Source organism: Streptomyces sp. NBC_00820, from assembly GCF_036347055.1.
GTDB lineage: Bacteria > Actinomycetota > Actinomycetes > Streptomycetales > Streptomycetaceae > Streptomyces.
This window is the reverse complement of record NZ_CP108882.1, coordinates 2,571,374-2,596,813: the sequence shown is the minus strand read 5'-3', so window position 1 is coordinate 2,596,813 and position 25,440 is coordinate 2,571,374. Positions and strand designations below refer to the sequence as shown.

At 72.1% G+C, this 25,440-nt stretch carries 24 protein-coding genes; 12 read left to right on the top strand and 12 right to left on the bottom strand.

Annotated features, from left to right (window positions below; translation table 11 throughout):
• Window positions 1–105: 105 nt before the first annotated feature.
• From OIB37_RS11865 to OIB37_RS11855, 3 genes are all read left to right on the top strand, one after another.
• Window positions 106–987, top strand: coding sequence for a hypothetical protein (locus OIB37_RS11865; RefSeq protein WP_330457542.1), 882 nt, complete (start codon window positions 106–108; stop codon window positions 985–987).
• Window positions 980–1,624, top strand: coding sequence for a PhzF family phenazine biosynthesis protein (locus OIB37_RS11860; RefSeq protein ID WP_330457541.1), 645 nt, complete (start codon window positions 980–982; stop codon window positions 1,622–1,624). Before OIB37_RS11865 ends, OIB37_RS11860 begins: the two co-directional genes overlap by 8 nt.
• A gap of 120 nt (window positions 1,625–1,744) precedes the next feature.
• Window positions 1,745–2,698 (top strand): IS481 family transposase, encoded by a 954-nt coding sequence (locus OIB37_RS11855; protein ID WP_330457540.1) that lies wholly within the window; start codon window positions 1,745–1,747, stop codon window positions 2,696–2,698.
• 324 nt (window positions 2,699–3,022) lie between these two features.
• Here the strand turns inward: OIB37_RS11855 and OIB37_RS11850 are convergent, their stop codons facing one another.
• Window positions 3,023–3,670, bottom strand: coding sequence for a biliverdin-producing heme oxygenase (locus OIB37_RS11850; protein ID WP_330457539.1), 648 nt, complete (start codon window positions 3,668–3,670; stop codon window positions 3,023–3,025).
• A gap of 162 nt (window positions 3,671–3,832) precedes the next feature.
• Complete coding sequence (map, locus tag OIB37_RS11845; RefSeq protein ID WP_330457538.1) at window positions 3,833–4,690, bottom strand: type I methionyl aminopeptidase; 858 nt, start codon at window positions 4,688–4,690, stop codon at window positions 3,833–3,835.
• Between the two features lie 58 nt (window positions 4,691–4,748).
• Between map and OIB37_RS11840 the strand changes: the two genes are divergently transcribed.
• Window positions 4,749–5,033, top strand: a complete 285-nt coding sequence (locus OIB37_RS11840) for a hypothetical protein (protein ID WP_330457537.1) — start codon at window positions 4,749–4,751, stop codon at window positions 5,031–5,033.
• A 23-nt stretch (window positions 5,034–5,056) separates the two neighbouring features.
• On the opposite strand, the gene OIB37_RS11835 is transcribed toward OIB37_RS11840, so the two are convergent.
• Complete coding sequence (locus OIB37_RS11835; protein ID WP_330457536.1) at window positions 5,057–5,653, bottom strand: hypothetical protein; 597 nt, start codon at window positions 5,651–5,653, stop codon at window positions 5,057–5,059.
• A gap of 153 nt (window positions 5,654–5,806) precedes the next feature.
• On the opposite strand from OIB37_RS11835, the gene npdG reads away from it, so the two are divergent.
• A complete protein-coding gene (npdG, locus tag OIB37_RS11830) occupies window positions 5,807–6,520 on the top strand; it encodes an NADPH-dependent F420 reductase (protein WP_330457535.1) in 714 nt (237 codons plus the stop codon).
• A gap of 40 nt (window positions 6,521–6,560) precedes the next feature.
• The gene (locus OIB37_RS11825; RefSeq protein ID WP_443058140.1) at window positions 6,561–6,803 is read left to right on the top strand and encodes a hypothetical protein; all 243 of its coding nucleotides are present in this window, start codon (window positions 6,561–6,563) and stop codon (window positions 6,801–6,803) included.
• Here the strand turns inward: OIB37_RS11825 and OIB37_RS11820 are convergent.
• Window positions 6,793–7,590 carry a site-2 protease family protein gene (locus OIB37_RS11820; RefSeq protein WP_330457533.1) on the bottom strand — a complete coding sequence of 266 codons (798 nt, stop codon included), beginning with the start codon at window positions 7,588–7,590 and terminating at the stop codon, window positions 6,793–6,795. The genes OIB37_RS11825 and OIB37_RS11820 overlap by 11 nt on opposite strands.
• 220 nt (window positions 7,591–7,810) lie before the next feature.
• Between OIB37_RS11820 and OIB37_RS11815 the strand changes: the two genes are divergently transcribed.
• Complete coding sequence (locus OIB37_RS11815) at window positions 7,811–11,083, top strand: BTAD domain-containing putative transcriptional regulator (RefSeq protein ID WP_330457532.1); 3,273 nt, start codon at window positions 7,811–7,813, stop codon at window positions 11,081–11,083.
• A gap of 11 nt (window positions 11,084–11,094) precedes the next feature.
• Here the strand turns inward: OIB37_RS11815 and OIB37_RS11810 are convergent, their stop codons facing one another.
• From OIB37_RS11810 to panB, 3 genes are all read right to left on the bottom strand, one after another.
• Complete coding sequence (locus OIB37_RS11810; RefSeq protein WP_330457531.1) at window positions 11,095–11,919, bottom strand: ABC transporter permease; 825 nt, start codon at window positions 11,917–11,919, stop codon at window positions 11,095–11,097.
• Window positions 11,916–12,941 (bottom strand): ATP-binding cassette domain-containing protein, encoded by a 1,026-nt coding sequence (locus OIB37_RS11805; RefSeq protein WP_330457530.1) that lies wholly within the window; start codon window positions 12,939–12,941, stop codon window positions 11,916–11,918. The genes OIB37_RS11810 and OIB37_RS11805 overlap by 4 nt, the downstream gene beginning before the upstream one ends.
• 178 nt (window positions 12,942–13,119) lie before the next feature.
• Window positions 13,120–13,986: a 3-methyl-2-oxobutanoate hydroxymethyltransferase gene (panB, locus tag OIB37_RS11800; RefSeq protein WP_330457529.1), complete on the bottom strand. Its 867-nt coding sequence runs from the start codon at window positions 13,984–13,986 to the stop codon at window positions 13,120–13,122.
• Between the two features lie 270 nt (window positions 13,987–14,256).
• Between panB and OIB37_RS11795 the strand changes: the two genes are divergently transcribed.
• The 4 genes from OIB37_RS11795 to OIB37_RS11780 all read left to right on the top strand — a co-directional run bounded on the left by OIB37_RS11795 (window position 14,257) and on the right by OIB37_RS11780 (window position 19,187).
• Window positions 14,257–15,852, top strand: coding sequence for an MFS transporter (locus OIB37_RS11795; RefSeq protein ID WP_330457528.1), 1,596 nt, complete (start codon window positions 14,257–14,259; stop codon window positions 15,850–15,852).
• 160 nt (window positions 15,853–16,012) lie between these two features.
• A complete protein-coding gene (locus tag OIB37_RS11790) occupies window positions 16,013–16,642 on the top strand; it encodes a TetR/AcrR family transcriptional regulator (RefSeq protein WP_330457527.1) in 630 nt (209 codons plus the stop codon).
• 188 nt (window positions 16,643–16,830) lie between these two features.
• On the top strand, window positions 16,831–17,880 hold the full coding sequence (locus OIB37_RS11785; RefSeq protein ID WP_330457526.1) for an endonuclease/exonuclease/phosphatase family protein: 1,050 nt from the start codon (window positions 16,831–16,833) through the stop codon (window positions 17,878–17,880).
• A gap of 92 nt (window positions 17,881–17,972) precedes the next feature.
• Complete coding sequence (locus OIB37_RS11780; RefSeq protein WP_330457525.1) at window positions 17,973–19,187, top strand: MFS transporter; 1,215 nt, start codon at window positions 17,973–17,975, stop codon at window positions 19,185–19,187.
• Window positions 19,188–19,343: 156 nt separating this feature from the next.
• Here the strand turns inward: OIB37_RS11780 and OIB37_RS11775 are convergent, their stop codons facing one another.
• Window positions 19,344–20,990, bottom strand: a complete 1,647-nt coding sequence (locus OIB37_RS11775) for an FAD-binding oxidoreductase (RefSeq protein ID WP_330457524.1) — start codon at window positions 20,988–20,990, stop codon at window positions 19,344–19,346.
• Between the two features lie 113 nt (window positions 20,991–21,103).
• Here OIB37_RS11775 and OIB37_RS11770 point away from each other — a divergent pair, with 113 nt between their 5' ends.
• The gene (locus OIB37_RS11770) at window positions 21,104–21,316 is read left to right on the top strand and encodes a GNAT family N-acetyltransferase (protein WP_330457523.1); all 213 of its coding nucleotides are present in this window, start codon (window positions 21,104–21,106) and stop codon (window positions 21,314–21,316) included.
• 3 nt (window positions 21,317–21,319) lie between these two features.
• Here the strand turns inward: OIB37_RS11770 and OIB37_RS11765 are convergent, their stop codons facing one another.
• From OIB37_RS11765 to OIB37_RS11750, 4 genes are all read right to left on the bottom strand, one after another.
• Window positions 21,320–23,074, bottom strand: a complete 1,755-nt coding sequence (locus OIB37_RS11765) for an NAD+ synthase (protein WP_330457522.1) — start codon at window positions 23,072–23,074, stop codon at window positions 21,320–21,322.
• Window positions 23,075–23,287: 213 nt separating this feature from the next.
• The gene (locus OIB37_RS11760; protein WP_330457521.1) at window positions 23,288–23,701 is read right to left on the bottom strand and encodes a DUF6281 family protein; all 414 of its coding nucleotides are present in this window, start codon (window positions 23,699–23,701) and stop codon (window positions 23,288–23,290) included.
• Between the two features lie 87 nt (window positions 23,702–23,788).
• A complete protein-coding gene (locus tag OIB37_RS11755) occupies window positions 23,789–24,124 on the bottom strand; it encodes a hypothetical protein (protein ID WP_330457520.1) in 336 nt (111 codons plus the stop codon).
• 109 nt (window positions 24,125–24,233) lie between these two features.
• Window positions 24,234–25,433 carry an RNA-guided endonuclease InsQ/TnpB family protein gene (locus tag OIB37_RS11750; protein ID WP_330457519.1) on the bottom strand — a complete coding sequence of 400 codons (1,200 nt, stop codon included), beginning with the start codon at window positions 25,431–25,433 and terminating at the stop codon, window positions 24,234–24,236.
• Window positions 25,434–25,440: the final 7 nt, after the last annotated feature.

Genomic DNA, 25,440 nt, shown 5'->3' with positions numbered 1-25,440 from the left:
ACGGAAAGGTCACGGACGCGACTCGTTCTCCGTGCGCCCAAAAGGGGCACCAGCGGGCGGTAAAAGGCGGGTAAAGCGGTGTCGGGGCGTGGCAGGGTGCGGGGCATGGGACGCGCGCGCAGGGAGCCGCTGGGGGCCGGGGGCCTCGTGCTGGACGTCCGGGACCGGCCCGGCCCGCCGCCGTTGCGCTTCGAAGTGGCCGACGGCGGCCGCATGCTGCTCCGCCAGGGCGGGCGCGTGGTGCTGCTGGGCCGGGTGGAGGAGGGGAACCAGGGTGTTCGCGTCAGCCGGTACGACGGCTACCGCCCACCCCTCCCGCCGGTCCGTGCCGCGCTGATGCGCGACCCCGGCAACTGGGTTCACACCTGCGCCCGGTGGCTGGAGGAGTCACCGTGCGGCCCGCTGCACGACGGGCGCTGGCTGCTCGGGGTGCGCCGCGTCTTCCCGCCGTACGTCTGGCACGGCGAGGACTTCGTCCGCGACTGGCCCCACGCCCACCTCGACTGGTCGGCGCTCGGCTGGCACGGGGTGGTGCCTCTGCGCGCGCTCTCGCCCGAGGACGCGCCGCGCGTGAAGGCCTACCGCAAGGCCGCCCGCGAGGGCGCCCTGGCGCCGGTCCTGCTGTGGTGGGTGACCGCCCTGGACGGCTGGCTGCTCCTCGACGGCCACGACCGCGCCGTCGCCGCGCTCGCCGAGGGGCGGACGCCGCCGTGCCTGGTGCTCGCCCGGGTGCCGGACGAGGAGGACTGGCGCCGGGAGGCCGCGGAGCTGACCGCGCACCACGAGCGGCGGACGGGGCGGACGGGCCCGCGGCCGGCCGAACCCGGCGCCGCGCGGGAGCGGGAGGCCTGGCGGCAGGCGTACGCCGACACCCTCTCCGGCCTGCCGTACGAGGAGGCCCGCACCCGCTCCTGGCACCTGCCCGGAGGCGCCCCCGCCTGGGACGCGCTCGCCGCTGCCGCGATGTTTCAATTCCCCCGTGACTGACTACGACGTACTCCGCGTCTTCTGCGGACCGAACGGCGGATACGGCAACGAACTCGGTGTCGTCCGTGACGGCTCGGTCATGCCCGAGCGGAGCGACCGGCAGGAGCTCGCCGCCAAACTGGGCTTCAGTGAGACCGTGTTCGTGGACGACCCCGAGCGCGGACTGATCGACATCTACACCCCCACCCTGCGGCTGCCCTTCGCCGGTCACCCCTGCGTCGGCACCGCGTGGCTGCTGGACGTGCCCGAACTGGTCACGCCCGCGGGCGTGGTGGGCACCCGCCTGGACGGCGAGTTCACCTGGATCGAGGCCCGCGCGGAGTGGGCCCCGCCGCGCACGCTGCGCCAGTACGCCACCGCCGCCGAGGTCGACGCCCTCGACGTGCCGCCGCCCGGCGAGTGGATCTACGCGTGGGCCTGGGCGGACGAGTCGGCCGGCCGCGTCCGCGCCCGCGCCTTCCCCGGACGTGACGACGGCATCGACGAGGACGAGGCGACCGGCGCCGCGGCCCTCCTGCTCACCGACCGGCTGGGCCGCGCCCTGAACATCACCCAGGGCCAGGGCTCCCAGATCCTGACCGCACCACAGCCGCACGGCTGGGTGGAGGTCGGCGGACGGGTGTACCTGGAGCGCTAGGTGTTCTGTCCACGGAGGTTGGGTGCGGTGACAGTGGTCACCGTCTGGGGATCTTGAACGAGTGAGGGCCTTCCGGGTTCGGTGTGGATTGCGACGTCTACACCAGCCCGAAAGGCCCTCATGCCCCACCGTAATGCACCTCTGACCGAGACCGGACGTCTGCGGCTGGCCCGCTGCGTGGTTGATGACGGATGGCCTCTGCGCCGGGCGGCGGAGCGGTTCCAGGTCTCGCCGACCACAGCCCAGCGGTGGGCCGGGCGATACCGCCAACTCGGCGAGGCGGGGATGAGCGACCGTTCCAGCCGCCCCCACCACAGCCCTCGACGCACGCCGACGCGGGCCGAACGCCGGATCATCAAGGTCCGCCTCACACGGCGGTGGGGACCTGCCCGCATCGCGCACCTGCTGGGCCTGGTGCCCTCCACCGTGCACCGCATCCTGGTCCGCTTCGGCCTGGCCCGGCTCAGCCACCTCGACCGAGCCACCGGCCGGGTCATACGCCGCTACGAACGCGACCGGCCCGGCGAACTCGTGCACGTGGACATCAAGAAGCTCGGCAACATCCCCGACGGCGGCGGCCACAAGGCCCTGGGCCGCCAGGCAGGCCGCAAAACCCGCTCCGGAGCCGGCTACAGCTACATCCACACCGCCGTCGACGACCACTCCCGCCTCGCCTACAGCGAGATCCACACGGACGAGAAGAAAGAGACCGCCACCGCCTTCTGGACACGCGCACACGCCTACTTCACCGGCGTCGGGATCACCGTCGAACGGGTCCTGACCGACAACGGAGCCTGCTACAAGTCCTACCTCTGGCGCGAAACCCTGACGGCGGCCGGGATCACCCACAAGCGAACCCGGCCCTACCGGCCACAGACCAACGGCAAGGTCGAACGACTCAACCGCACCCTGCTCGACGAATGGGCCTACGCAAAGCCCTACCACTCAGAACAGGAACGACGCGACGCGTTCCCCCGCTGGCTGCACTCCTACAATCACCACCGCGGACACACCGCGCTCGCAGGCAAACCACCCGCCAGCCGCGTCCCCAACCTCACAGGGCAATACAGCTAGGGGGTGTCGTTTGGATCAGCTCGGGTTCGCGACGCCCGGCACGGCACCTCGCCGCGTTGTCGGATCAGCCGAGTACGTCCGGTACGCGGCAGATCCTCCGCCTTGCGAGGCACCGCACCGGACGCCGCGGCCTGATCCGACCTGATCCAAACGACACCCCCCAGGTCCCGCCGTCCGGCTCCGGCCGGGCCCCCGGACGCCGAGCGGGGACTCCGCGTCCGGGGGAGGGCGGGGACTTTGCGCCCAAGGCCCACGCGCACCCCGCCCCCAAGGCCCACGCGCACTCCGCGCCCAAGGTCCGGAAGGCGGCCTCCGGCCGGGGCCCTACGCCGTCAGCGGGAACTCCTCGTCCAGGGCCCGGAAGACCCCCGCGTTCAGGGCGTACGCCTCCCGGCACTCGGTCACGATCCGCTGCCGCTCCAGCTCGTCCGCGTCGACCGAGTCCAGCAGGGTGCGGTAACCCCGCTTGAACTCGGCCGGGTTGGCGATCCCCTCGAAGACGTAGAAGCGGACCCCGTCGCCCTTCCGCGCGAAGCCCCATGTGCTCTCCGCCCGGTCGCGGATGATCTGGCCGCCGGACAGGTCGCCGAGGTAGCGGGTGTAGTGGTGGGCGACGTAGCCGCCGGGCCAGTGCGCGGCGCACGCGCGGATGCGGTCGGCGTAGGCCCGGGTCGCGGGCAGCGCGGACAGGCCCGCCCGCCAGTCCGCGCCGCGCAGATGCGCCAGGTCCCGCTCCAGCGCGGGCAGCCGCAGCAGCTCCGGCCGGAGGAACGGCCCGGCCACCGGGTCCGCCGCCAGCCGCTCGGCCGCACTCTCCAGCGCCTCGTAGACGAACCACAGCTGCTCGGTGTAGCGGGCGTACGCGGACACGCCCAGCCTGCCGTCGAGCAGGCCGCCGATGAACGCGGAGGCGCGCACGCGCCCGTGCTGCTCGCGTGACGCGGTGCGGATGAGGCTCGAGAACGACTCCATGGGCTCTCCCCGGGTTGCCGACGTCCTGTCGGTAAGTTTACCGACAGGACGTCGGGAAAACATCGGGAAGCCTGACGGTGGACGAGCCGCGCCACCGGGACGCGAACGCGGGGAGGCCCGCCCCGACAGGTCGGGACGGGCCTCCGTTTCGGCGTGCTCCGGTCACGGCAGGGTCAGGATGTCCGCTCCCGTGTCCGTCACCACCAGCGTGTGCTCGAACTGGGCCGTGCGCGCGCGGTCCTTCGTCACGACGGTCCAGCCGTCGTCCCACATGTCGTACTCGTGCGTGCCCAGCGTCAGCATGGGCTCGATCGTGAAGGTCATCCCCGGCTGCATGACGGTCGTCGCGTGCGGACTGTCGTAGTGCGGGACGATCAGCCCGGAGTGGAACGAGGTGCTGATGCCGTGCCCGGTGAAGTCCCGCACCACCCCGTAGCCGAAGCGCTTGGCGTACGACTCGATGACCCGGCCGATGATGTTGATCTGCCGCCCCGGCCTGACCGCCTTGATCGCCCGGTTCAGCGCCTCCCGGGTGCGCTCCACCAGCAGCCGCGACTCCTCGTCCACGTCCCCGACCAGGTAGGTGGCGTTGTTGTCGCCGTGCACCCCGCCGATGTACGCCGTCACGTCCAGGTTGACGATGTCGCCGTCCTTGAGGACCGTCGAGTCCGGGATGCCGTGGCAGATGACCTCGTTGACCGACGTGCACAGCGACTTGGGGAAGCCGCGGTAGCCCAGCGTGGACGGGTAGGCCCCGTGGTCGCACATGTACGCGTGCGCGACCCTGTCCAGTTCGTCCGTGGTGACGCCGGGAGCGATGATCTTCGCGGCCTCCTCCATCGCCCGCGAGGCGATACGGCCGGCGGTCCGCATCGCCTCGACGGTCTCCGGGGTCTGCACCTCCGGCCCGGTGTACGGAGTCGGAGCGGGCTTTCCGACGTACTCGGGGCGGCGGATGTTTCCGGGCACCGAACGGGTGGGAGACAGCTCCCCTGGTACGAGCAGCGACTGGCCAGACATGCCAGCGAGTCTAACCAGCGGGCATGCGGGAACATGTGGGTGGCGAGAGGAGCCGTCGATGGCCCTGTTCAAGAAGCGCACCGTCGGCAAGCCCGGCGAGTGGTACTACTGCCTGGAGCACAAGAAGGTCGAAGAGGGGCCCGACTGCCCGGGCAGGAACCGGTTCGGGCCGTACACCAGCCCGCAGGAGGCCCAGCGCGCCCTGGAGACGGCACGCGAACGCAACCTCGAATGGGAGACCGACCCCCGCTGGCACGACCGCGCGGCGGACGACGACACGGCGGACGGCGACACACCGAACGACGGCACGGCGGACGCCGGCACGCCGGGCGAACGAGGCTGAGCGCGGCGCCTGGCGGCGGGGGCTCACCAGGGCGCCGCCGGTGGGGCCGTGAGGATGTCGGCCAGTCGGGACAGGCGGTCCCGGAAGCCCCTGCGCGGTCTCGGAGGGCCGGCGTTCTCGCCCGCCGCGGCACTGACCAGGTGCTGGACGCTGTCCAGGTCCAGTTCCGCGGTCTCGGGGACGGGGAGCGCGTCGTGGGACATCGCGGCCAGCTCGCCCGCGGCCGCGCCCAGGGACAGGACCGTGGCCCCGGCGCGGCGTGCCGCGTGGACCCGCTCCAGCAGGGCCGCGGGCTCCTCGGGGGCGACGACCAGGAGGGTCTCGCCGCGGCGGGCCGCCTCGATCCTGCCCGGGCCGACGGCGAGATGGGCGGGGTCGCAGGGGCGGGCGTCGTGGCGTACCAGGGTCGGGGCCAGCTCGGGCGTGCCCGACCAGGCCGCCTCGTCCACCAGGTGCGCGGCCAGGTGCCAGGGCTCGTACTCGGGCGTGCCCACCAGCAGCAGCCCGCCCCCGTGGGCCACCACCGAGCCGCGCAGCACCCCCGCGAACCGCCGCGTGGCCCCCAACCACTCGGTTCCGGCGAGCACTTCGCGCAGCAACGCGACCCGTACGGCGTCCATGCGACCGCATCCTGCCGCAACCGGTCGCACCCGATGAGGAGTTCGGCCCGGATTCGCCCGACCTGGGGACGCCGTCACCCCTCCCCGCCCCGGGGCCCGTGCCGCGCCCCACCCGGCCCGGCACCCCGTCCGTCACGGACGTACAGTCGGCGCATGACCTCTACCGACAGCGCACCCACCGCCGCGAAGGCCCCCGCCAGGGACCCCTGGGACCTGCCCGACGTCTCCGGCCTCGTCGTCGGCGTGCTCGGCGGCACCGGCCCCCAGGGCAAGGGCCTCGCCCACCGGCTCGCCAAGGCCGGCCAGAAGGTGATCATCGGCTCGCGCGCCGCCGAGCGCGCCCAGGCCGCCGCCGAGGAACTCGGGTACGGCGTCGAGGGCGCCGACAACGCCGAGACCGCGCGCCGCAGCGACATCGTGATCGTCGCCGTACCGTGGGACGGCCACGGCGCGACCCTGACCGCGCTGCGCGAGGACCTGGCCGGCAAGCTCGTCGTGGACTGTGTCAACCCGCTCGGCTTCGACAAGCAGGGCGCCTACGCGCTCACGCCCGAGGAGGGCAGCGCCGCCCAGCAGGCCGCCGCGCTGCTGCCGGACTCCCGGGTCACCGCCGCCTTCCACCACCTCTCGGCCGTCCTCCTGGAGGACCCGGAGACCGAGGAGATCAACACCGATGTGATGGTCCTCGGCGACAAGCGGGCCGACACCGACCTGGTGCAGGCGCTGGCCGGGCGCATCCCCGGCATGCGCGGTGTCTACGCGGGCCGGCTGCGCAATGCCCACCAGGTCGAGGGACTGGTCGCGAACCTGATCTCGGTCAACCGCCGGTACAAGGCGCACGCCGGGCTGCGCGTCACCGACGTCTGAGACAACCCCGGCGTGCCCGGGCGACGGGTGCGCGGGGGGCATGGGGGACACTGGTCGGCGTAGCAGTGTCCCCCGACAGGAGCCGAACCCCATGCCCCGTATCGCCCTCTACAGCCTGATCGTCTGCCTCCTCGCCGTGGCCGCGGCGGTCGTCTCGTTCGTCCAGGGCAGCTGGCTGGGGATCATCTGGGTGCTGCTGGCCGGCCTGTCGTCCAACATGACCTTCTTCGCCGTCAAGCGCGGACGGGCCACCGCGGCGCGCGGCGGCTCCGTCACGGGCTGACGCACAGCTCGGGCGTGCCCTGCCAGAAGCGGTAGAGCCAGTAGCCGCAGTCGGACGAGTCGGCGCCCACGCCCAGCGCGCGCATGACGTCGTCGACCACGCCGAAGAACACCTGGTTGACCGACGGCACCCACAGCAGCGCGAACACGAACATCAGGCCCCACTGGGCGAACGGCTCCACCTGCCGCTTCACCTTGTACGACAGCCACGGCTCGATCACCCCGTACCCGTCCAGGCCCGGCACCGGCAGAAAGTTCAGGATCGCCGCGCTCACCTGGAGCAGGGCGAGGAACGCCAGCGCGTACCGGAAGTCGCGGGGCACCCCGTCGAGGGCGCCCAGCCAGAAGGGCGCGGTGCACACGGCAGCGAACAGCACGTTCGTCAGCGGACCCGCCGCCGAGATCAGGCTGTGCCGCCAGCGGCCCCGGACCCGGCCGCGCTCGATGAACACCGCGCCGCCCGGCAGACCGATCCCGCCCATGATCACGAACAGCACCGGGAGCACGACGCTCAGCAGCGCGTGCGTGTACTTCAGCGGGTTCAGCGTCAGGTAGCCCTTCGAGCCGACCGAGATGTCCCCGCTGTGCAGGGCGGTGCGCGCGTGCGCGTACTCGTGCAGGCACAGGGAGACGATCCAGGCCGACGTCACGAACAGGAACACCGCGAGGCCCGGTTTCGCGGCGAACCCCGTCCAGGTCGCCCAGCCGGTCACCGCCGTGACGGCCAGGATCCCGACGAAGACGGGACTGATCCGGCGGTCGGCGGTTCGGGTGGCAGCGGTGGTCATGTGGCTCCTGACTCGGGGCGGTGGGGTGACGCGGTCGACCGTACCGGTGACGTGGGGGAAACGTCCTGCGCCCAGCCAGAGGTTCCTGGTGGCCGACACGCCGTGAGCGAGTCGGCGAGCGGATCGGCATCCCCGTCGCCGACCGGATCCTCGCCCTGGACTCCTCGCAATTCACGCGGGTCTGAAACCCGGGGGCGGTCCCCGGGCGTCCCCGGGGACAATGGACCCCGTGCGCTTTTCCCTTCTCGGCTCCACCCAGGCACTCCGCCCCGACGGCACGGCCGTCCCCGTCGGCGGGGCGCGGCTGCGTGCCCTGCTGACCGTGCTCGCGCTGCGGCCCGGCCGCACCGTGCCGGTCGGCGTGCTGATGGACGAGGTGTGGGGGGACGAGCCGCCGGCCGACGCGGCCGGGGCCCTGCAGGCACTGGTCGGCCGGCTGCGGCGGGTGCTCGGGGCGGACGCCGTCGCCTCCGCCGAGGGCGGGTACCGGCTCGTCGCCGCCCCCGACGACATCGACCTCACCCGTTTCGAGCGGCTGACCGGCGAGGGCCTCGCCGCCCTGGCCGACGGCGACCCGGCCAAGGCGGGTGCCCTCCTCGACGACGCCCTCGCCCTCTGGCACGGCCCCGCCCTCGCCGACCTGCCCGACCGCACCGCGGAGGCGGCCCGCTGGGAGACCCGCCGCCTGGACGCGCTGCGCGCCCGGCACGGCGCCGCCCTCGCCCTCGGGCACGCCGAACAGTGCCTGCCCGAGCTGGCCGCCCTGTGCGACAGCCACCCGTTGGACGAACCCCTCCAGGCGCTGCGCCTGCGCGCCCTGCGCGACGCGGGCCGCCCCGCCCAGGCGCTCGCAGGCTACGAGGACGTACGCCGGCTCCTCGCCGACCGGCTCGGCTCCGACCCGGGGCCCGAACTGCGCGCCCTGCACGCCGAGCTGCTGGCGCGGCAGGCGCCGGAGCCGGCGCCCGCACGGGTCGTCGTGCCCTCCGTGCCGGGCAACCTGCGCGCGCGGCTCACCTCCTTCGTCGGCCGGGAGGCCGACATCGAGACCATCGGCGCCGACCTCACGGCGGCCCGCCTGGTCACCCTGCTCGGGCCCGGCGGGGCCGGCAAGACCCGGCTGTCCCAGGAGGCCGCCGAGGCCGTACGGCACACCGCGCGGGACGGGGTGTGGCTGGCCGAGCTGGCGCCCGTGGACGACCCGGACGCCGTACCGCAGGCCGTACTGACCGCGATCGGCGCCCGCGAGACCGTGCTGCACGGCGCCGGCGTCGAGAGCATGCGCGCCGTCGCCGACCGCTACGACGACCCCGTCGCCCGGCTCGTGGAACACTGCGCCCGGCGCCGCATGCTGGTCATCCTCGACAACTGCGAGCACGTCGTCGAGGCCGCCGCGCACCTGGCCGAGCGCCTGCTGGCCGACTGTCCGGAGCTGACCGTCCTCGCCACCAGCCGCGAACCGCTCGGCGTGCCGGGGGAGTTGCTCAGACCGGTGGAGCCGCTGCCCGAACCCGTCGCGCTGCGGCTGCTCGCGGAGCGGGGCGCGGCGGCCCGGCCCGGCTTCCGCGTCGAGGACGACCCCGAGGCGTGCGCCGAGATCTGCCGCCGCCTGGACGGACTGCCCCTGGCGGTCGAGCTGGCGGCCGCCCGGCTGCGCATGCTGACACCCCGCCAGATAGCGGACCGGCTGGACGACCGCTTCCGGCTGCTCACCTCCGGCAGCCGTACCGTGCTGCCCCGCCAGCAGACCCTGCGCGCCGTCGTGGACTGGTCCTGGGACCTGCTCGACGACGACGAACGGGACGTGCTGCGCCGCCTGTCCGTCTTCGCGGGCGGTTGCGACCTGGCCGCCGCCGAGATCGTCTGCGGCCCGTTCGCCCTGGACGCGCTCGGCTCGCTGGTCGACAAGTCCCTGGTGGTGGCGGCCCCTTCGCCGGACGGCGCGATGCGCTACCGGCTCCTGGAGACCGTCGCCGAGTACGCGGCCGAGCGGCTGGACGAGACCGGCGAGCGTGCCGCGGCCGAGCGTGCCCATCTGACGTACTACCGTGAACTCGCCCGCACCACCGACCCGTTGCTGCGCGGCCCCGGACAGCGTGCCGCCATCGACCGGATCGAGCTGGAGTACGAGAACCTGCGTACCGCCCTGCGCCACGCCGTCGCCCTGGGTGACGAGCAGGAGGGGATCGCCCTGGTCCATTCCCTGTTGCGGTTCTGGCAGTTGCGCGACCAGCGCATCGAGACCCGCACCTGGTGCCAGGAGGTCATGGCGCTCGGGCCGGACCCGTTCGCCGAGCCGGTGCGCCGCGCCCTGCCGGTGTGGCAGCCCTGCACCGACGCTCCGCCCCCCTACGCCGGCGAAGACCTCACCGAGGCCCGGCGCGGTGTCCACCTCGCCCACCTCGCCTGCATGGACATGGAGTTGGACCTCTGGCAGACCCCCGAGGCGCAGGCCAAGCTGCGGGCGGTCACCCAGGTCTACGAGCCCGGCCTGCCGCAGACCTGTCGGGCGCCGGGCATGCTGTGGTTCTTCGCGGAGATGCTCACCGGCGGCGTGGAGCGGATGCGCACGATCGTCGACGCCGCCGTGCGGACCTGCCGGGACACCCCCGGCTTCGAATGGGAGCTGGCCGGCGCGCTGCAGATGCGCGCCAACCTCCTGGCCAACCGCACCGCCTGGGCGGGCGACGCCACCATGGACGCCAACGAGTCCCTGGAGATCTACCGCCGCCTCGGTGACGACTGGGGCATCGCCGAGGCGCTGTCCGCGCGCGGCGAGGCGCACGAGCGCAAGGGCGCCTACCGGGAAGCCGCCGCCGACTACGAGGCCGCGACGGAGCACGCCGAACGCCTCGGCGCCCGCGCCCAGATGGCCGTGCTGGGCGCCCGGCTCGGCAGTGTCCTCGTGGAGGCGGGCGACGCCGAACGTGGCGAGCGCCTGCTGCGTGAGGTCATCGCCCAGCAGGAGGGCGCCACCAACGAGGGGATGCCCGCGGCCCGGCTCTTCCTCGCCGTCTGGCTCGGCATCACCGGCCGTACCGCCGAGGCGCGCGAGCAACTGTGCCTGCTGCGCGAGGAGTTCAAGATCTCACACTTCGTCGTCTTCGATGCCATGATCATCGGTCAGGAGGCGTGGCTCGACGCCCTCGACGGCCGCTCGCGGGAGGCCCTCACCCGCGTCCGCAAGGCACTGCGGCTCGCCCGCGACCCGCTGTCCGAGGCCGTCACCCCGCAGTTGCCCTCCATCTGCCTCACCGTCGCGGCCATGGCCCTGGCCGGCCTCGACGGCGACAGCGGCGCCGCGGACGCCGCCCGCTGCCTGGGCGCCGCCGAGGCCCTGCTGCCGCCCGGCCACATCCCCTCCGGCATGGAACGCCGGATCGCGGACCTCACCGAGGCGCGCATCCGTGAGACGCTCGACGCGCCGGCCTACGGCGCCGCGTACGCCGAAGGCGGTGACCTCTCCCTCGCGGAGGCCACCGCCCTGGTGTGAGCCGGGCGACGTCAGCTCTTGGTGCGGAACTTGTGGATCGCGACCGGGGCCATCACCGCGGTGATCGCCACGGACCAGCCCACCGTCACCCACAGGTCGTGCGTGACCGGACCGCCCACCATCAGACCGCGCGCCGCGTCCGCCAGCGTGGACAGCGGGTTGTAGTCGGTGAAGGCCTGCAGCCAACCCGGCATCGACTTGGTCGGCGCGAAGATCGACGAGCCGAACTGGAGCGGGAACAGCACCAGGAAGCCCATCGCCTGCACGGACTGCGCGCTCTTCATCACGACGCCCAGGGTGATGAACACCCACATGATCGACGAGGCGAACAGCGTGGACAGGGCCACCGTCGCGAGCAGTCCGCTCCAGCTGGTGATGTCGAAGCCGACCAGGACGGCGACGATCATCAGCACGGCCGTCGCGAACAGCATCCGCCCCAGCTCCACCGCGATCTTCGCGAACAGCACCGAGCCGCGCCCGATCGGCAGGGACCGGAAACGGTCCATGACACCGCTGTTGAAGTCCTGGCTGAAGCCGGTGCCGACGCCCTGCGACATCGTCATGCTCATCATCGCCAGCATGCCGGGGATGACGTACTGCACGTACTGGTCCTGACCGCCGCCCAGGGCCTGCCCGATCGAGCCGCCGAAGACGTACACGAACAGCAGCGTGAAGACGATCGGCATCAGCAGCGCGTCGAACATCGACTCCGGGTCCTGGCGGATCCACAGCAGGTTGCGGCGGATGAGCGCCCCGGTGTGGCGCAGGTGCCCGCGCAGCGTGATGTGCGCGTCGGCGACGCCGGCGGTCTCGGGCAGGGTGGTGGTGGCGCTCATACGGCGACCTCCTCGCGGGATTCGGCGGGCGTCGCGTCCTGCGGGGCACTGGCACGGTGGCCGGTGAGGGACAGGAACACCTCGTCGAGGCTGGGCAGTTCGGTGGTGATGGAGGAGATGGTGATGCCGCGCGCGGTGACCGCGCCGACCACCGCGGTCAGCTGCTCGTCGCTCAGGATCGGCACCAGCAGCGTGCCGGTCTCGGTGTCCACGGTGGTGGCCGCGAGCCCGGTGATGCCCAGCTCGTCCAGCATGCCGGCGAGCGGCCGCAGCTGGAGCGGATCCACCGGACGCACCCGCAGGGTACGGCCGCCGACCCGGGCCTTCAGCTCCTCGATACGGCCGTTCGCGATGACCTTGCCGCGGTCCACGACGGTCAGCTCCGAGGCGAGCTGCTCGGCCTCCTCCATGTACTGGGTGGTCAGCAGCACGGTGACGCCGTCGCCGACCATGGCCTTGACCTCGTCCCACACCTCGTTGCGGGTGCGCGGGTCGAGCCCGGTGGTCGGCTCGTCCAGGTACAGCACCTCCGGCCGGCCGATCATCGACGCGGCCAGGTCCAGGCGCCGCCGCATACCGCCGGAGTACGTCGACGCCGGGCGTCGGGCCGCCTCCGTCAGCGAGAACCGCTCCAGCAGTTCGTCGGCACGGGTGCGGGCGTCCTTGCGGGACAGGTCCAGCAGCCGCCCGATCATGTACAGGTTCTCCCAGCCCGGGAGCTTCTCGTCCACCGAGGCGTACTGGCCGGTGAGTCCGATCACCCGGCGCAGCTGCCGGGGCTGGCGTACGACGTCGTAGCCGGCCACGGTGGCCTGCCCGGCGTCGGGCGTGATCAGGGTGGACAGGATGCGTACGAGGGTGGTCTTGCCGGCACCGTTCGGCCCGAGCACACCCATCACGGTGCCCTCGCGCACGTCCAGGTCGACCCCGTCCAGGGCCTTGGTCTCCCCGTAGTGCTTGACCAGTCCCCGCACGGTCACGGCGGAGCGTCCGCCGCCGGGGTTGTCATCGATTCGCGTCATGACCACGACGATGTCAGGTCCCACCGACAATCCACCGACAGAGCGCCTACAGCCGCCCGCGGCCGCCGACAGAGCGCCTACAGCCGCCGGCGGGATTCCCGCGGCCACCGCGGACGAAAAGCGGGCAGCCCGCCGACGGGGGAAGATCGACGGGCTGCCCGGGGTGGTGCCGCAGTGGCTAGTGGACGGAGTGCTCCTCCGTCGGGAAGGCCCCGCCGACGACCTCGTCGGCGAACTCCTTCACCGCGTCACCCATGACCTCGCGCAGGTTCGCGTACTTCTTGACGAACTTCGGCACCCGGCCGGACGTCAGCCCCAGCATGTCGGTCCACACCAGTACCTGGGCGTCCGTCTCCGGGCCCGCGCCGATGCCGACCGTCGGGATGTGCAGTATCCGGGTCACCTCGGCGGCCAGCTCCGCGGGGACCAGCTCCAGCACGACGGCGAACGCTCCCGCGTCCTGGACGGCCTTGGCGTCCCGCAGCAGCTGCTGGGCCGCCTCCTCGCCGCGCCCCTGCACGCGGTAGCCCATCGCGTGGACGGACTGCGGGGTCAGGCCGATGTGCGCCATCACGGGGATGCCGGCCTCGACCAGCAGCCGGATCTGTTCGTGCGAGCGCTCGCCGCCCTCCAGCTTGACCGCGCCGACCCCGGCCTCCTTGACCATCCGGGTCGCCGAGCGCAGCGCCTGCACCGGACCCTCCTGGTAGGAGCCGAACGGCAGGTCGCCGACGATGAGGGCACGGCTGGTGCCCCGTACGACGGCTGCCGAGAGCATGGTCATCTGGTCGAGGGTGACGGGCACGGTCGAGTCGTACCCGAGGTGGCAGTTGCCCGCCGAGTCGCCGACGAGGAGTACCGGGATCCCGGCCTCGTCGAAGACGGACGCGGTCATCGCGTCGTAGGCGGTGAGCATGGGCCACTTCTCGCCCCGCTCCTTGGCGAGGGTGATGTCGCGGACGGTGATGCGACGGGTGCCCTTCCCCCCGTACAGCGCCTTGCTGCCGTCGGAGGGCTTCGTGTGGGCAGCCGAAAGCTGCGTCATGGCAACGGCTCCTTCTTTCATCTCGAGGCGCCCTGACGGCGTCCCCGGATCGACTCCATGGTGGCACCTCGTGCCGTACACGGCCAGGGGGACCCCCCTGTGATCCACTCGACGCCGCTTCCGACCCCGCTTCCGACGCTGCTTCCGACCCCGCCTCCGACCCCGCCTCCGGGCCGCCGGAGCCGCGGGCGGGCCCCGCCTCGTAAGGGCTCGGTAAAGGAATTCAGATACGAGACGGTGTCGTATCGAAATGGTTCTAGGCTCGAACGCATGACAACTTCCGTACCTGCCTCCCGAATACCGGAAGCAGTGCACCGGCGCCGTTGGGCGATCCTCGGCGTGCTCATGTTGAGCCTGCTCATCGTCGTGCTCGACAACTCGATCCTGAACGTCGCCATCAAGACCATCTCCACCCCGGCGCCCGTCGGACTCGGTGCCACCCAGAGCCAGATCGAGTGGGCGATCAACGCCTACACCCTGGTCTTCGCGGGGCTGCTCTTCACCGCCGGCCTCATCGGCGACCGCCTCGGCCGCAAGAAGGTCCTGCTGGGCGGCATCGTCGTGTTCGGCATCGGCTCGGCCCTGGCCGCCGAGTCCGGCTCCCCGGGCCAGCTGATCGCCTACCGCGCGGTGATGGCCCTCGGTGCCGCCTTCGTGATGCCCGCGACCCTTGCCGTCCTGATGAACGTCTTCGAGCGCGAGGAGCAGCCCAAGGCCATCGGCATCTGGGCCGGCGGCGTCGGTCTCGCCATCGCCATCGGACCGATCACCGGCGGGGCGCTGCTGGACCACTTCTGGTGGGGTTCGGTCTTCCTCATCAACGTCCCGATCGTGATCGTCGCGCTCGGGCTGATGCTGTGGCTGGTGCCCGACTCCCGCGACCCCAGCCCCGGCCGTCTCGACCCCGTCGGCGTCGTGCTGTCCGTGGTCGGCCTGATCCTGCTCGTCTACGGCATCATCAAGGGCGGCGAGCTGGCCGACTTCACCGACGCCAAGGCGCTGGGGCCGATCCTCGCCGGCCTCGTCGTCCTCGCCGCGTTCGTCGTCTTCGAGAAGCGCAGCGACCACCCGTCACTGGATGTCAGCTACTTCAGGAACAAGGTCTTCTCCGCCGCGATGAGCGCCATCGCGCTGGTCTTCTTCGCGCTGATGGGCGTCACGTTCTTCGGTGTCTTCTACACCCAGAGCGTGCGCGGCTACTCGCCGCTGGAGTCCGGTGTGCTGATGCTGCCGCTGGCCGCCGCGCAGATGATCTTCGCGCCGCGGGCCCGGCTGCTGGTCGACCGGTTCGGCAACAAGGCCACGACCACCACGGGACTGGTGCTGATCGCCGCCACGCTGGCCGCGTTCGCCGGCTTCGAGGCCGACACGCCCATCTGGCAGCTGGAGGTCGTCTTCTTCCTCATGGGCACCGGCATGGCGCACATCATGACGCCGACCTCCGTCGTCATCATGCAGGCCCTGCCGCGCGAGAAGGCCGGCTCGGCCTCCGCGCTCAGCAACACCTTCCGCCAGGTCGGCGGCGCCCTCGGTATCGCCGTCCTCGGCTCGGTGCTCGCCACCTCGTACCGCAACGGCATCGAGGGCAAGCTCGGCGCGCTGCCGTCCGGCCTGCGGGAGACGGCCGGCGAGTCCATCGAGGCCACCCTCGGTATCGCCGCCAAGCTCGGCCCGCGCGGCCAGGGTCTGATCACCCCGGCCCACGACGCCTTCCTGCACGCCATGCACGTCACCGCCCTGTGCGGCACGGCCGTCGCGCTCCTCGGCGCCGTGGTCACGGCCCTGTTCCTGCCGGGCAGGCCGCCGGCCGACCGGGCGGACGACAAGGAACCGGAGCTGGTCGCGGCCACGGACCGAGAGTCGTAGGCGGTCCGAGAGTCGTGAGCGGACCGCGAACCGTAAGCGCGGACCGCGAGTCGTAAGCGGTCCGCGAACCGCAAGCGGACCGTGAACCGTACGTGTCACCACGGGGGAGGGAGGCCGCTGCGGGACAATTCCCGCAGCACAGTGAGAGGACGGAAGCGACGTGAGCCTTGCCGGAAGCCGGCCGCGACAGGCCTGCCCCACCCGGGGGCGGCCCCGCAGCGAGGCCGTGGAACGTGCCATCGTGGAAGGCGTGATGAAGCTCCTGGAGGACGGCGTCCCGCTCGCCGAACTCTCCATCGAGCGCGTCGCGCGCACCGCCGGAGTGGGCAAGGCCACCATCTACCGCCGCTGGAGCGGCAAGGAGGAGCTGTTCGTCGACGTCATGCGCGCCGCCGAACCGCCCGACCCCGAGCTGCCGGGCACCTCGATGCGCGACGACCTGGTCGTCCTGCTGGAGACGATGCGCAGGCGCGGCCTGCTCAACCGCTCGTCGATGATGCTGCACAACGTCTACGCCCAGATGAAGAGCAGCCCCAAGCTGTGGGCGGCGTACGAGGCGACCGTGATAGCGCCGAGGCGCGAGGCGGTCCACGAGGTGCTGCGCCGCGGGCAGCGCAACGGCGAACTTTGCGCGGACGCCGACATCGAGCTGGTCAACGACATCGTCGTCGGCCCCATGGTCGTCCGCGCCTTCATGCGCCCGGAGGCGGAGCTCCCGGAGGGACTCGCCGAGCGAATCGTCGACACGGTTCTCGTGGGCCTACGGCCCGTCAGCTCGACAGCCCCGTAGCGCTCATGTGCATATTTCGTCACAGAACCCGACCGGCACCGCGGTGACCGGAACTCCTGGCGCCACCTCTTCGTCCTCGTCTTCCGTACGGCCGTCATGGGACGGCGAGAACGGCGTCGGTCATCCCCTAGGGTCGGAAGAACACGGGGGAGACGACGAAGTGCACGGCAGGCAGTGAGGCAGACGGTATGGCGCAGCAGGCGTACATGACGGAGACGGGCAGCGGCGGCTCGGGACCCGAGCGACCGGGATCCCGGCTTCGACGCCTGACCCGCCGCCTGCTGACCGGCTGGCGGGGCGATCCACGGGTCTGGCGCCGGGGGCTCTTCCTCGCCGTCCTCGGACTGCTGCTCGCGGCGGTGATGCTGCTGCACTCGCGCATCCCCAACCGGGTGGGCAACCTCGGCAGCCTCACGGAGACCTTCCTGCCCTGGCTGGGCGTGGCCATCCCGGTCCTGCTGATCCTCGGGGTGCTCCGCAAGTCGGCGCCCGCGCTGATCGCGGTGCTCCTGCCGGCGATCGTGTGGCTGAACCTGTTCGGCGGCCTGCTCACCGACAAGTCGGGCGGCGGCGGCGACCTCATGGTCGCCACCCACAACGTCAACGCCGACAACCCCGCGCCGGCCGTGACCGCCCGCGACGTCGCCGCCTCCGGCGCCGACGTGCTGGCCCTGGAGGAACTGGCGCCGTCGGCCGTCCCGGTGTACGAGCGGGCCCTCGGGGGGACGTACCGGTACCACGCGGTCGTCGGCACCGTCGGCCTGTGGAGCAAGTACCCGATGACCGGCGCGCGGGCCGTGGACATCAAGCTCGGCTGGGAACGCGCGATGCGCGCGACCGTGGCGACCCCGAAGGGCCCGCTCGCGGTCTACGTCGCCCACATGCCCTCGGTGCGGGTGAAGGTGAAGGCCGGTTTCACCGCCTGGCAGCGCGACAAGAGCGCCGACGCGCTCGGCGAGGCGATCGCCGACGAGCCGCTGCGCCGGGTGGTGCTGCTCGGCGACCTGAACGGCACCATGAACGACCGCTCGCTCAACGCCGTCACCTCGCAGCTGCGCTCCACGCAGGGCGCGGCGGGCAGCGGCTTCGGGTTCAGCTGGCCGGCGTCGTTCCCGATGGCGCGGATCGACCAGATCATGGTCAGGGGCGTCGCCCCGGAGAGCTCCTGGACCCTGCCGCGCACCGGCAGCGACCACCTGCCGGTGGCCGCCCGTGTGAACGTCGACACGTCCTCGTAACCCGTTGGAATACCACGCCTGAGAGCCTTTGTTTCGAAGCCGAACATAAACTGTCCGGACCCCCGCTCTCCCGTGAAAGGCACAGGCTCTTCATGCCTCTGGCCCTGCTCGCCCTGGCCGTCGGCGCTTTCGGTATCGGTACGACCGAGTTCGTGATGATGGGCCTGCTGCCCGAGGTCGCGGACGATCTGCACATCTCCATACCCACCGCCGGGCACCTGGTCTCGGCGTACGCGCTGGGCGTCGTCATCGGCGCCCCGCTGCTGGCCGCCCTCACCGCCCGGATGTCCCGCCGCACGGTCCTGATCGGGCTGATGGCCGTGTTCGTGGCGGGCAACGCGCTCTCCGCGCTCGCGCCCGGCTACGACTCCCTGCTCGCCGCCCGCTTCCTCAGCGGGCTGCCGCACGGCGCCTTCTTCGGCGTCGGCGCGGTCGTCGCCATGAACATGGTCGCCCCGGAGCGCAAGGCCCGGTCGGTGTCCCGGATGTTCCTCGGGCTGACCGTCGCCAACATCGCGGGCGTCCCCGTCGCCACGCTGATGGGTCAGCACCTCGGCTGGCGGGCGACCTTCCTCGGCGTGAGCGTGATCGGCGTGGCCGCGATCGCCGCGCTCGCGGCGCTCATCCCGCGCGAGCACACCCACGCCCCCGCGACCGGCCTGCGCGGCGAACTGGCCGCCCTGCGCTCGCTGCCGGTCTGGCTCGCCCTCGGTACGACGGTGGCGGGCTTCGGCGCGCTGTTCGCCGCGTACAGCTACATCACCCCGATGCTGACCGACTCCGCCGGGTACGCCGAGTCCAGCGTCACGCTGCTGCTCGCCCTGTTCGGCGTGGGCGCGACCGCGGGCAACCTGCTGGGCGGGCGCCTCGCCGACCACTCGATGCGGGGCACGCTGTTCGGCGGCCTGGTCTCGCTCGCCGTCGTCCTGCTGCTCTTCCCCCTGCTGATGGGGTCCGAGTGGGGCGCGGTGGTGGGGGTCGTCCTGCTCGGCACGGCGGCCTTCGTCACCGGCTCGCCGCTCCAGCTGATGGTCATGGACAAGGCCGCCACGGCACCCTCCCTCGCCTCGTCCGCCAACCAGGCGGCCTTCAACCTGGCGAACGCCGGCGGCGCCTGGATCGGCGGCCTGGCACTGGCCGCGGGCTTCGGTGCCACGTCCCCGGCGGTGGCCGGCGGCGCGCTGGCGGTGCTGGGCGTGGGTGTGGCCGGGGTGGCCTACGCCGTGGACCGGCGCCGCGAGACCGCCTCCGTGGGCCGGATCGTCGCCTCCCACGTCCCCGACCAGCCGAGCGCACTGCACCACTGACCCCGAGCGCCCTGCACCACTGACTCCGGGCACCCTCCACCTGAACCCGGGCAGCCTCCGGCCGAACCCGGGCAGCCTCCGGCCGAACCCGGCAGCCTCCCCCCGAATCCCGGCAGCCTCCGGCCGCCCGTCCCGCCGGGGCCCGGACTCGCGCCGTCAGGCCTTGCCGGCGGCCGGGTCGACGAGGGCGGTCGGGTCGACGAGGACGCCCGGGTTGAGGATGCCCGCGGGGTCGAGGGTGTGCTTGACGGCACGCAGGGCCTGGGCGAAGGGCTCGGGGCGCTGGCGGTCGTAGCCGGGGCGGTGGTCGCGGCCGACCGCGTGATGGTGGGTGACGGTCGCGCCGTGGTCGTACAGGATCTCCATGGCCGCGGACTTGATCTCGTCCCACATGGCGATCTCCTGGCCGCGCCGCCCGGGCGCGACGACGGTGAAGTACGGGGCCGGGCCGTCCGGGTAGACGTGCGTGAAGCGGCAGTTGACGGTTGCCGGGGAGCCCGTCACCTTCCGGACGGCGTCGCCCAGTCGTTCGCGTACCGACTCGTACAGCCCGGGCGCCCGGTCCCAGGTGCAGGCCGTCTCGAACGTCTCGGTCAGCACGCTCATGCGGGCGAGCGCGTCGCGGAGGTAGGGCATCCGCAGGAAGGCCGACCGCCAGGTGTCCGCGGCGGCGTCCGGGGCGCCGGGCTCGGACGGTACGGGCGATCCGCCATGGTCGCGGACGAGGGTGAGGAGCTCGTCCAGGCGGCCCTCGACGGGGAAGCGGGCCGACTCCACACCGAGGACGAGAGCGCTCGCGCCGTCACGGGCGACTCCCGCCAGGGCGGCTTCCCCGGGGTCGAGGAGACGGCAGTTGGCCGGGTGCAGACCCGCCTGGGAGATGGCGCGTACGGCTTCCATGGCGGCGTGGACATCGGCGAAGAGCACGGTGGCCGAGGCCTTGTGGCGCGGGCGTTCCTGGAGCCGCATCCAGGCCTCCGTGATCACACCGAGCGTGCCCTCGGAGCCCAGGAACAGCCGGTCGGGGGAGGGACCCGCGCCGGAACCGGGCAGCCGCAGCGACTCGCTGACACCGACGGGCGTCACCACGCGCAGCGACTCCACGAGGTCGTCGATGTGGGTGTACAGGGTGGCGTAGTGGCCGCCGGCCCGGGTGGCGAGCCAGCCGCCCAGGGTGGAGAACTCGAAACTCTGCGGGAAGTGCCGGAGCGTGAGCCCGTGCGGCCGCAACTGGTCCTCCAGGCCGGGGCCGAGGGCGCCCGCCTGGATCCGCGCCGCCCGGCTGACCCGGTCGATCTCCAGCACCCGGTCCAGGCGTGAGAGGTCCAGGGACACCACCGCGCGGTGCGACCCCGCGCGGTACTCGACCCCGCCGACCACCGAACTGCCCGCGCCGTACGGTACGACGGCCACGCCGGCCCCCGCCGCCCAGTCGAGGACGTCGGCCACCTCCCGCTCGGTGCCGGGGCGGGCGACCAGGTCCGGTGCGGCGGCGAAGTCCCCGCGCAGGGCACGGATCACGTCGCGGTACGCCTTGCCGTAGGTGTGCGAGGCCCGGTCCCGGGGCTCGGCCGACATCAGGGGGGCGAGCGCGGCAGGCGGCTCGACGCGCACCTTCGGCAGTTCGAGGGCGGAGACGGCGGGCACGGGCAGCGGGGTGTCCGCCGCACCCGGCACCAGCCGGCCGAGCGCGGCGCACTCGGCATCCGGCAGTGCCTTGTCCTCCGTGCCCCAGCCCCACCAGGAGCGGCGCGCGGAGGAATCGGAGGGGGACGGGTGGTGCGGTGCGCCGGCGCCTGCCACGAGAAGGAACCTCTCAGTGATGTACCAGTCGGTAAGTTCCTGCAATGTGCCGTCTCCCCGCGACGACCGCAAGATCCTCGACGGCATCGGATCCACCGGGCACCATGGAGTACGTGATCCGCGTCAGACACCCCCTAGCCGTGGACCCCGCCGCCTCGCGCGCAGGAGTGGGCACCGCCCTCCTCGACGCGGTGCGCGAGTCCGGCCGTGCGGCCGGCTGCCGACGGCTGATCGTCAACGTCTGGTGCTTCAACGCGACGGCCCGGTCCTTCTACGAGGCATCCGGACTGGCACCGATGAAACAGCGGCTCGAGCAGACGCTCTGACGGCTACGCCGTCTCGCGCCAGCCGTTCGTGATCGGCAGGCGCCGGTCCTTGCCGAACCCCTTCGCGGAGATCTTCGTGCCCGGCGGGTACTGCCGCCGCTTGTACTCGGCGGTGTCCACCATGCGCAGCGTCTTCGTCACCAGGTCCCGGTCGAAGCCGGCCGCCACGATCGCGTCGGCGCCCTGGTCCCGGTCGACGTACAGGTCGAGGATCGCGTCCAGCACCGGATAGTCCGGCAGGGAGTCCGTGTCGACCTGGTCCGGGCGCAGCTCGGCGCTCGGCGGCTTGCCGATCGAGTTCTCGGGGATCGGCGGGGTCTCGCCCCGCTGCTCCGCGGCCCGGTTGCGCCACCTGGCCAGCTGGAAGACGGACGTCTTGTACACGTCCTTGATGGGACCGTACGCGCCCACCGAGTCGCCGTAGAGCGTCGAATACCCCACCGCCAGCTCGGACTTGTTGCCGGGAGCCAGGACGATGTGGCCCTCCTGGTTCGACAGCGCCATCAACAGCGTTCCCCTGAGCCGTGACTGGAGGTTCTCCTCCGCCAGGCCCGTCAGGCCCAGCGCGTCCATGTACGCGTCGAACATCGGCTCGATGGAGACCGTGCGGAAGTTCAGGCCGGTGCGCCGGGCCAGTTCCGCGGCGTCCCCCCTGGAGTGCTCGGAGGAGTACTTCGACGGCATCGAGACGCCGTACACGTTCTCCGCGCCCACCGCGTCGCACGCGATGGCGGCCACCAGCGCCGAGTCGATACCGCCGGACAGGCCGATCAGCACGGACCTGAAGCCGTTCTTGACGACGTACGCCCGCAGCCCCGCGACCAGCGCCGCGTAGACCTCCGCGTCGTCGTCCAGGTGCGGGGCGCGCTCGCCCCTGAACTCCGGCTCGTACGCCGGCAGCGGGTCCTCGGTGAGGACGACCCGGTCGATGCGCAGGCCGTCGTCCACGACACCCTGCGGCGCCCGCGCGTCCGCGGCCGGCAGCTCCAGGTCCAGCAGCACGCAGGTCTCGGTGAACTGCGGGGCGCGGGCGATCACCTCGCCGTCCGCGCCGACCACGATCGAGTCGCCGTCGAAGACCAGCTCGTCCTGACCGCCCGTCATGGCGAGGTAGGCGGTGGTGCAGCCCGCCTCCTGGGCCCGCTTGCGGACCAGCTCCAGGCGGGTGTCGTCCTTGTCGCGCTCGTAGGGGGAGGCGTTGATCGACAGGAGCAGACCCGCGTGCGCCGAGCGGGCGGCCGGCACGCGCCCGCCGTCCTGCCAGAGGTCCTCGCAGATGGCGAGGGCCACGTCGACGCCGTGCACCCGGACCACCGGGAGCGTGTCGCCGGGCACGAAGTAGCGGAACTCGTCGAAGACGCCGTAGTTCGGCAGGTGGTGCTTGGCGAAGGTGAGGACCACCTCGCCGCGGTACAGCACCGCCGCGGCGTTGCGCGGGGCGCCGGCCGGCTGGCCGTACCTCGGCTGCGCGGCCTGCGAACGGTCGAGGAAGCCGACGACCACCGGCAGCTCGCCCAGACCCTCGCCGGCCAGCCGGGCGGCGAGCGCGCGCAGGGCGGCACGGGAGGCGTCGACGAAGGAGGAGCGCAGGGCCAGGTCCTCGACGGGATACCCGGTCAGCACCATCTCGGGGAACGCCACCAGGTGCGCTCCCCGCTCGGCGGAGTGCCGGGTCCAGCGGACGACCGACTCCGCGTTCGCGGCGAGATCGCCGACCCGTGAGTCGATCTGATTCAGGGCGAGACGAAGTTGAGGCACCCGGCCAGTGTAATCGTCAGAGCGACGCGATGGGGGTGCGGCGTGGTGCGCGTCACGGCAGTGGACCCTCCGCCGCCCCGCCGCCCCGCCGCCCCGCCGCCCCGCCGCCCCGCCACATCGGCAGGGCGACGGTGGGGGCGTGCGGATGTGGCGGGGCGGCGCACAGGCGGCACCCGCGCGAGCCGGGTCGCGTCGCGCGGGTGCCGGCCGGTGTCAGGCCGAGGGGCTGGACGGCATGTTCAGCAGGATCCGCACCGCTTCGGGGATGTGGTGAGGGTCGGTCAGCCCGATGACGTCGTCCTCACTGATGATCGCCTGCTCGGGAGGGACTCCCTTGATCCGGTAGACCGAGGCGCTCTCCTCGTTGTCGGTACCCCCGTCGGAGCACCCTTTCAGCGTGCCCACGCCCAATGCCTTGCCCTGATGGTGCACCGAATCGCGGACGCTGATCGTGGCGGGCCACGGCCGTTGGTAGGTGCGGGATCCATAGGACAGCGTCCAGGCGCAGTCGGCTTCGCCGCCGCCGTCGCCACCGCTCGCCGAGGTGCTGGACGAACAACCTGTGATCAGCGCCGTCAGGCCGATCGCGGTCGCGGCCAACGCCGCTGTACGCGGGAGTCGCGTCATGTCGTATCACTCCTCATCGCATCCGAGGGAGACGGCCGGGCCGGGGGATCCGTCCGCCCGGCCCAACCGATCCCACTCTTGGACGGACTAGCCCGTCGTAGCGTTCGACGACATCACGTGCCGGAAGCGCTGGTCCGGCGGAAGAGCCATGTAACCCGCCGCGAGGGGGTCCGGTGAGGCGGCCGACATGGTCGAGACAAGGTCGGTCGCGGACCCGCCCCAGGCGTCGTCCTTCGCCGTGGTCTCACCGGAGGTGTCGGACTCCGGGCCCGTGTACCCCACGACGGTCGCCCCCTGGCCGATCGTTCCGTCGCTGTACGGGAGGATGGCATCGGTGCTGAGGGGCGCCCAGCCGGCCGCGCTCACCACATCGGTCTGGCTCAGGTGAGTGATCGGAACGACGTACGTCTCACCCACATTCATGCTCGGCTCACCGTTGAGGCGAATGGGGGTCTTGTCGGTGCCGTGGAACATCCAGCCGTCGAGGTCCCATTTCGTGACTCCTCCCCCTCATGAATGAGGGGGCTTCTCGCTATGCCGGGTTGGCGTCGCGACGGGCCAGCCCGGCCCGTAGAACGTTCAGGGCGCCCACCGTGTCCGCGTGCGCGTTGTGGCCGCACGAGACGCAGTGGAACTTTTCCTGGGTGGGCCGGTTCTCCTTGGCGGTGTGCCCGCATGCGGGGCACCGCCGGGAGGTGTTGCGGGGGTCCACGGCGATCACTTCCCGTCCGGCACCTTCCGCCTTGGCGGCCAGGATCGCGAGGAACACCCCCCATCCGGCATCGGCGATGCTTCGGTTGAGTCCGGCCTTCGCGGCGGCCCCGTTGGATAGGAAGTTGCCCGGTTGTTCGGGGTCCGGCTTGGGCGTGGGGGTCTTGCTCATGTTGCGGATCTTGAGGTCTTCGTGCGCGATGACGTCGTGTTCGCGGACGAGGCCGAGCGCGGTCTTATGCGCGTGGTCCAGGCGCTGACGCCGGACCTTTCGATGCATCCGGGCAACAGTCTCCACGGCCTTGTGGCGGCGCTTGGAACCGCGCTTGCACCGGGCGAGGGCCTGCTGTGCGGCTTCGAGTTTCGCGGCGGCTTTGCGGCCGTGGCGGGGGTTGGGTACGAACTCGCCGTTGGAATCGGCGAGGAAGTTGGCTATCCCGAGGTCGATGCCGACCACGCTGCCGGTCGTGGGGAGCGGTTCGGGTGCGGCCTGGTCGGCGGTGAGGATGACGTACCAGCGGCGCCCTTCGCGCTTGACGGCGATCGTTTTGACCTTGCCGGCGACGGGGCGGTGCTGGTGGACCTTGACGTGTCCGACGCCTTGCAGGCGTACGCGGGTGACGGGGTCGTGCGGTGTGCTGTCCCAGCGGCAGCCGTCGCCGTCCTTGGGGAATTCCACGGTGTCGAACCGCTTGTTCGAGCGGAAGCGGGGATAGCCGGGCTTTTCACCGGCCTTGACACGCCGGAAGAACGCGGCGAACGCCTTGTCCAGGCGGCGCAAGGTGGCCTGCTGGGATGAGAAGGACCAGCGGCCCTGACGCTCGGGGTCGAAGGCGCGGATGTCCTTGAGCTGGGCGGACTGCTGCCCGTACCGGACGGTGGTCTTCGAGGTGTGCCGGTAGGCGTCGCGGCGTTCCTGCAAGGCTCCGTTGTAGAGCGAGCAGTGATCGCGCAGCATCTCGGCGAGCGTGCCTTGCTGGCCCACGGTGGGCCTGATGAGGAACTTGTACGCACGGATCATCCGGCCC

Coding starts and splice junctions, on each gene's coding strand:
- OIB37_RS11865 (WP_330457542.1), top strand. CDS start 106: ATGGGACGCGCGCGCAGGGAGCCGCTGGGGGCCGGGGGCCTCGTGCTG.
- OIB37_RS11855 (WP_330457540.1), top strand. CDS start 1,745: ATGCCCCACCGTAATGCACCTCTGACCGAGACCGGACGTCTGCGGCTG.
- OIB37_RS11850 (WP_330457539.1), bottom strand. CDS start 3,670: ATGGAGTCGTTCTCGAGCCTCATCCGCACCGCGTCACGCGAGCAGCAC.
- map (WP_330457538.1), bottom strand. CDS start 4,690: ATGTCTGGCCAGTCGCTGCTCGTACCAGGGGAGCTGTCTCCCACCCGT.
- OIB37_RS11840 (WP_330457537.1), top strand. CDS start 4,749: ATGGCCCTGTTCAAGAAGCGCACCGTCGGCAAGCCCGGCGAGTGGTAC.
- OIB37_RS11835 (WP_330457536.1), bottom strand. CDS start 5,653: ATGGACGCCGTACGGGTCGCGTTGCTGCGCGAAGTGCTCGCCGGAACC.
- npdG (WP_330457535.1), top strand. CDS start 5,807: ATGACCTCTACCGACAGCGCACCCACCGCCGCGAAGGCCCCCGCCAGG.
- OIB37_RS11825 (WP_443058140.1), top strand. CDS start 6,561: ATGGGGGACACTGGTCGGCGTAGCAGTGTCCCCCGACAGGAGCCGAAC.
- OIB37_RS11820 (WP_330457533.1), bottom strand. CDS start 7,590: ATGACCACCGCTGCCACCCGAACCGCCGACCGCCGGATCAGTCCCGTC.
- OIB37_RS11815 (WP_330457532.1), top strand. CDS start 7,811: ATGGACCCCGTGCGCTTTTCCCTTCTCGGCTCCACCCAGGCACTCCGC.
- OIB37_RS11810 (WP_330457531.1), bottom strand. CDS start 11,919: ATGAGCGCCACCACCACCCTGCCCGAGACCGCCGGCGTCGCCGACGCG.
- OIB37_RS11805 (WP_330457530.1), bottom strand. CDS start 12,941: ATGACGCGAATCGATGACAACCCCGGCGGCGGACGCTCCGCCGTGACC.
- panB (WP_330457529.1), bottom strand. CDS start 13,986: ATGACGCAGCTTTCGGCTGCCCACACGAAGCCCTCCGACGGCAGCAAG.
- OIB37_RS11795 (WP_330457528.1), top strand. CDS start 14,257: ATGACAACTTCCGTACCTGCCTCCCGAATACCGGAAGCAGTGCACCGG.
- OIB37_RS11785 (WP_330457526.1), top strand. CDS start 16,831: ATGGCGCAGCAGGCGTACATGACGGAGACGGGCAGCGGCGGCTCGGGA.
- OIB37_RS11780 (WP_330457525.1), top strand. CDS start 17,973: ATGCCTCTGGCCCTGCTCGCCCTGGCCGTCGGCGCTTTCGGTATCGGT.
- OIB37_RS11760 (WP_330457521.1), bottom strand. CDS start 23,701: ATGACGCGACTCCCGCGTACAGCGGCGTTGGCCGCGACCGCGATCGGC.
- OIB37_RS11755 (WP_330457520.1), bottom strand. CDS start 24,124: ATGAATGTGGGTGAGACGTACGTCGTTCCGATCACTCACCTGAGCCAG.
- OIB37_RS11750 (WP_330457519.1), bottom strand. CDS start 25,433: ATGATCCGTGCGTACAAGTTCCTCATCAGGCCCACCGTGGGCCAGCAA.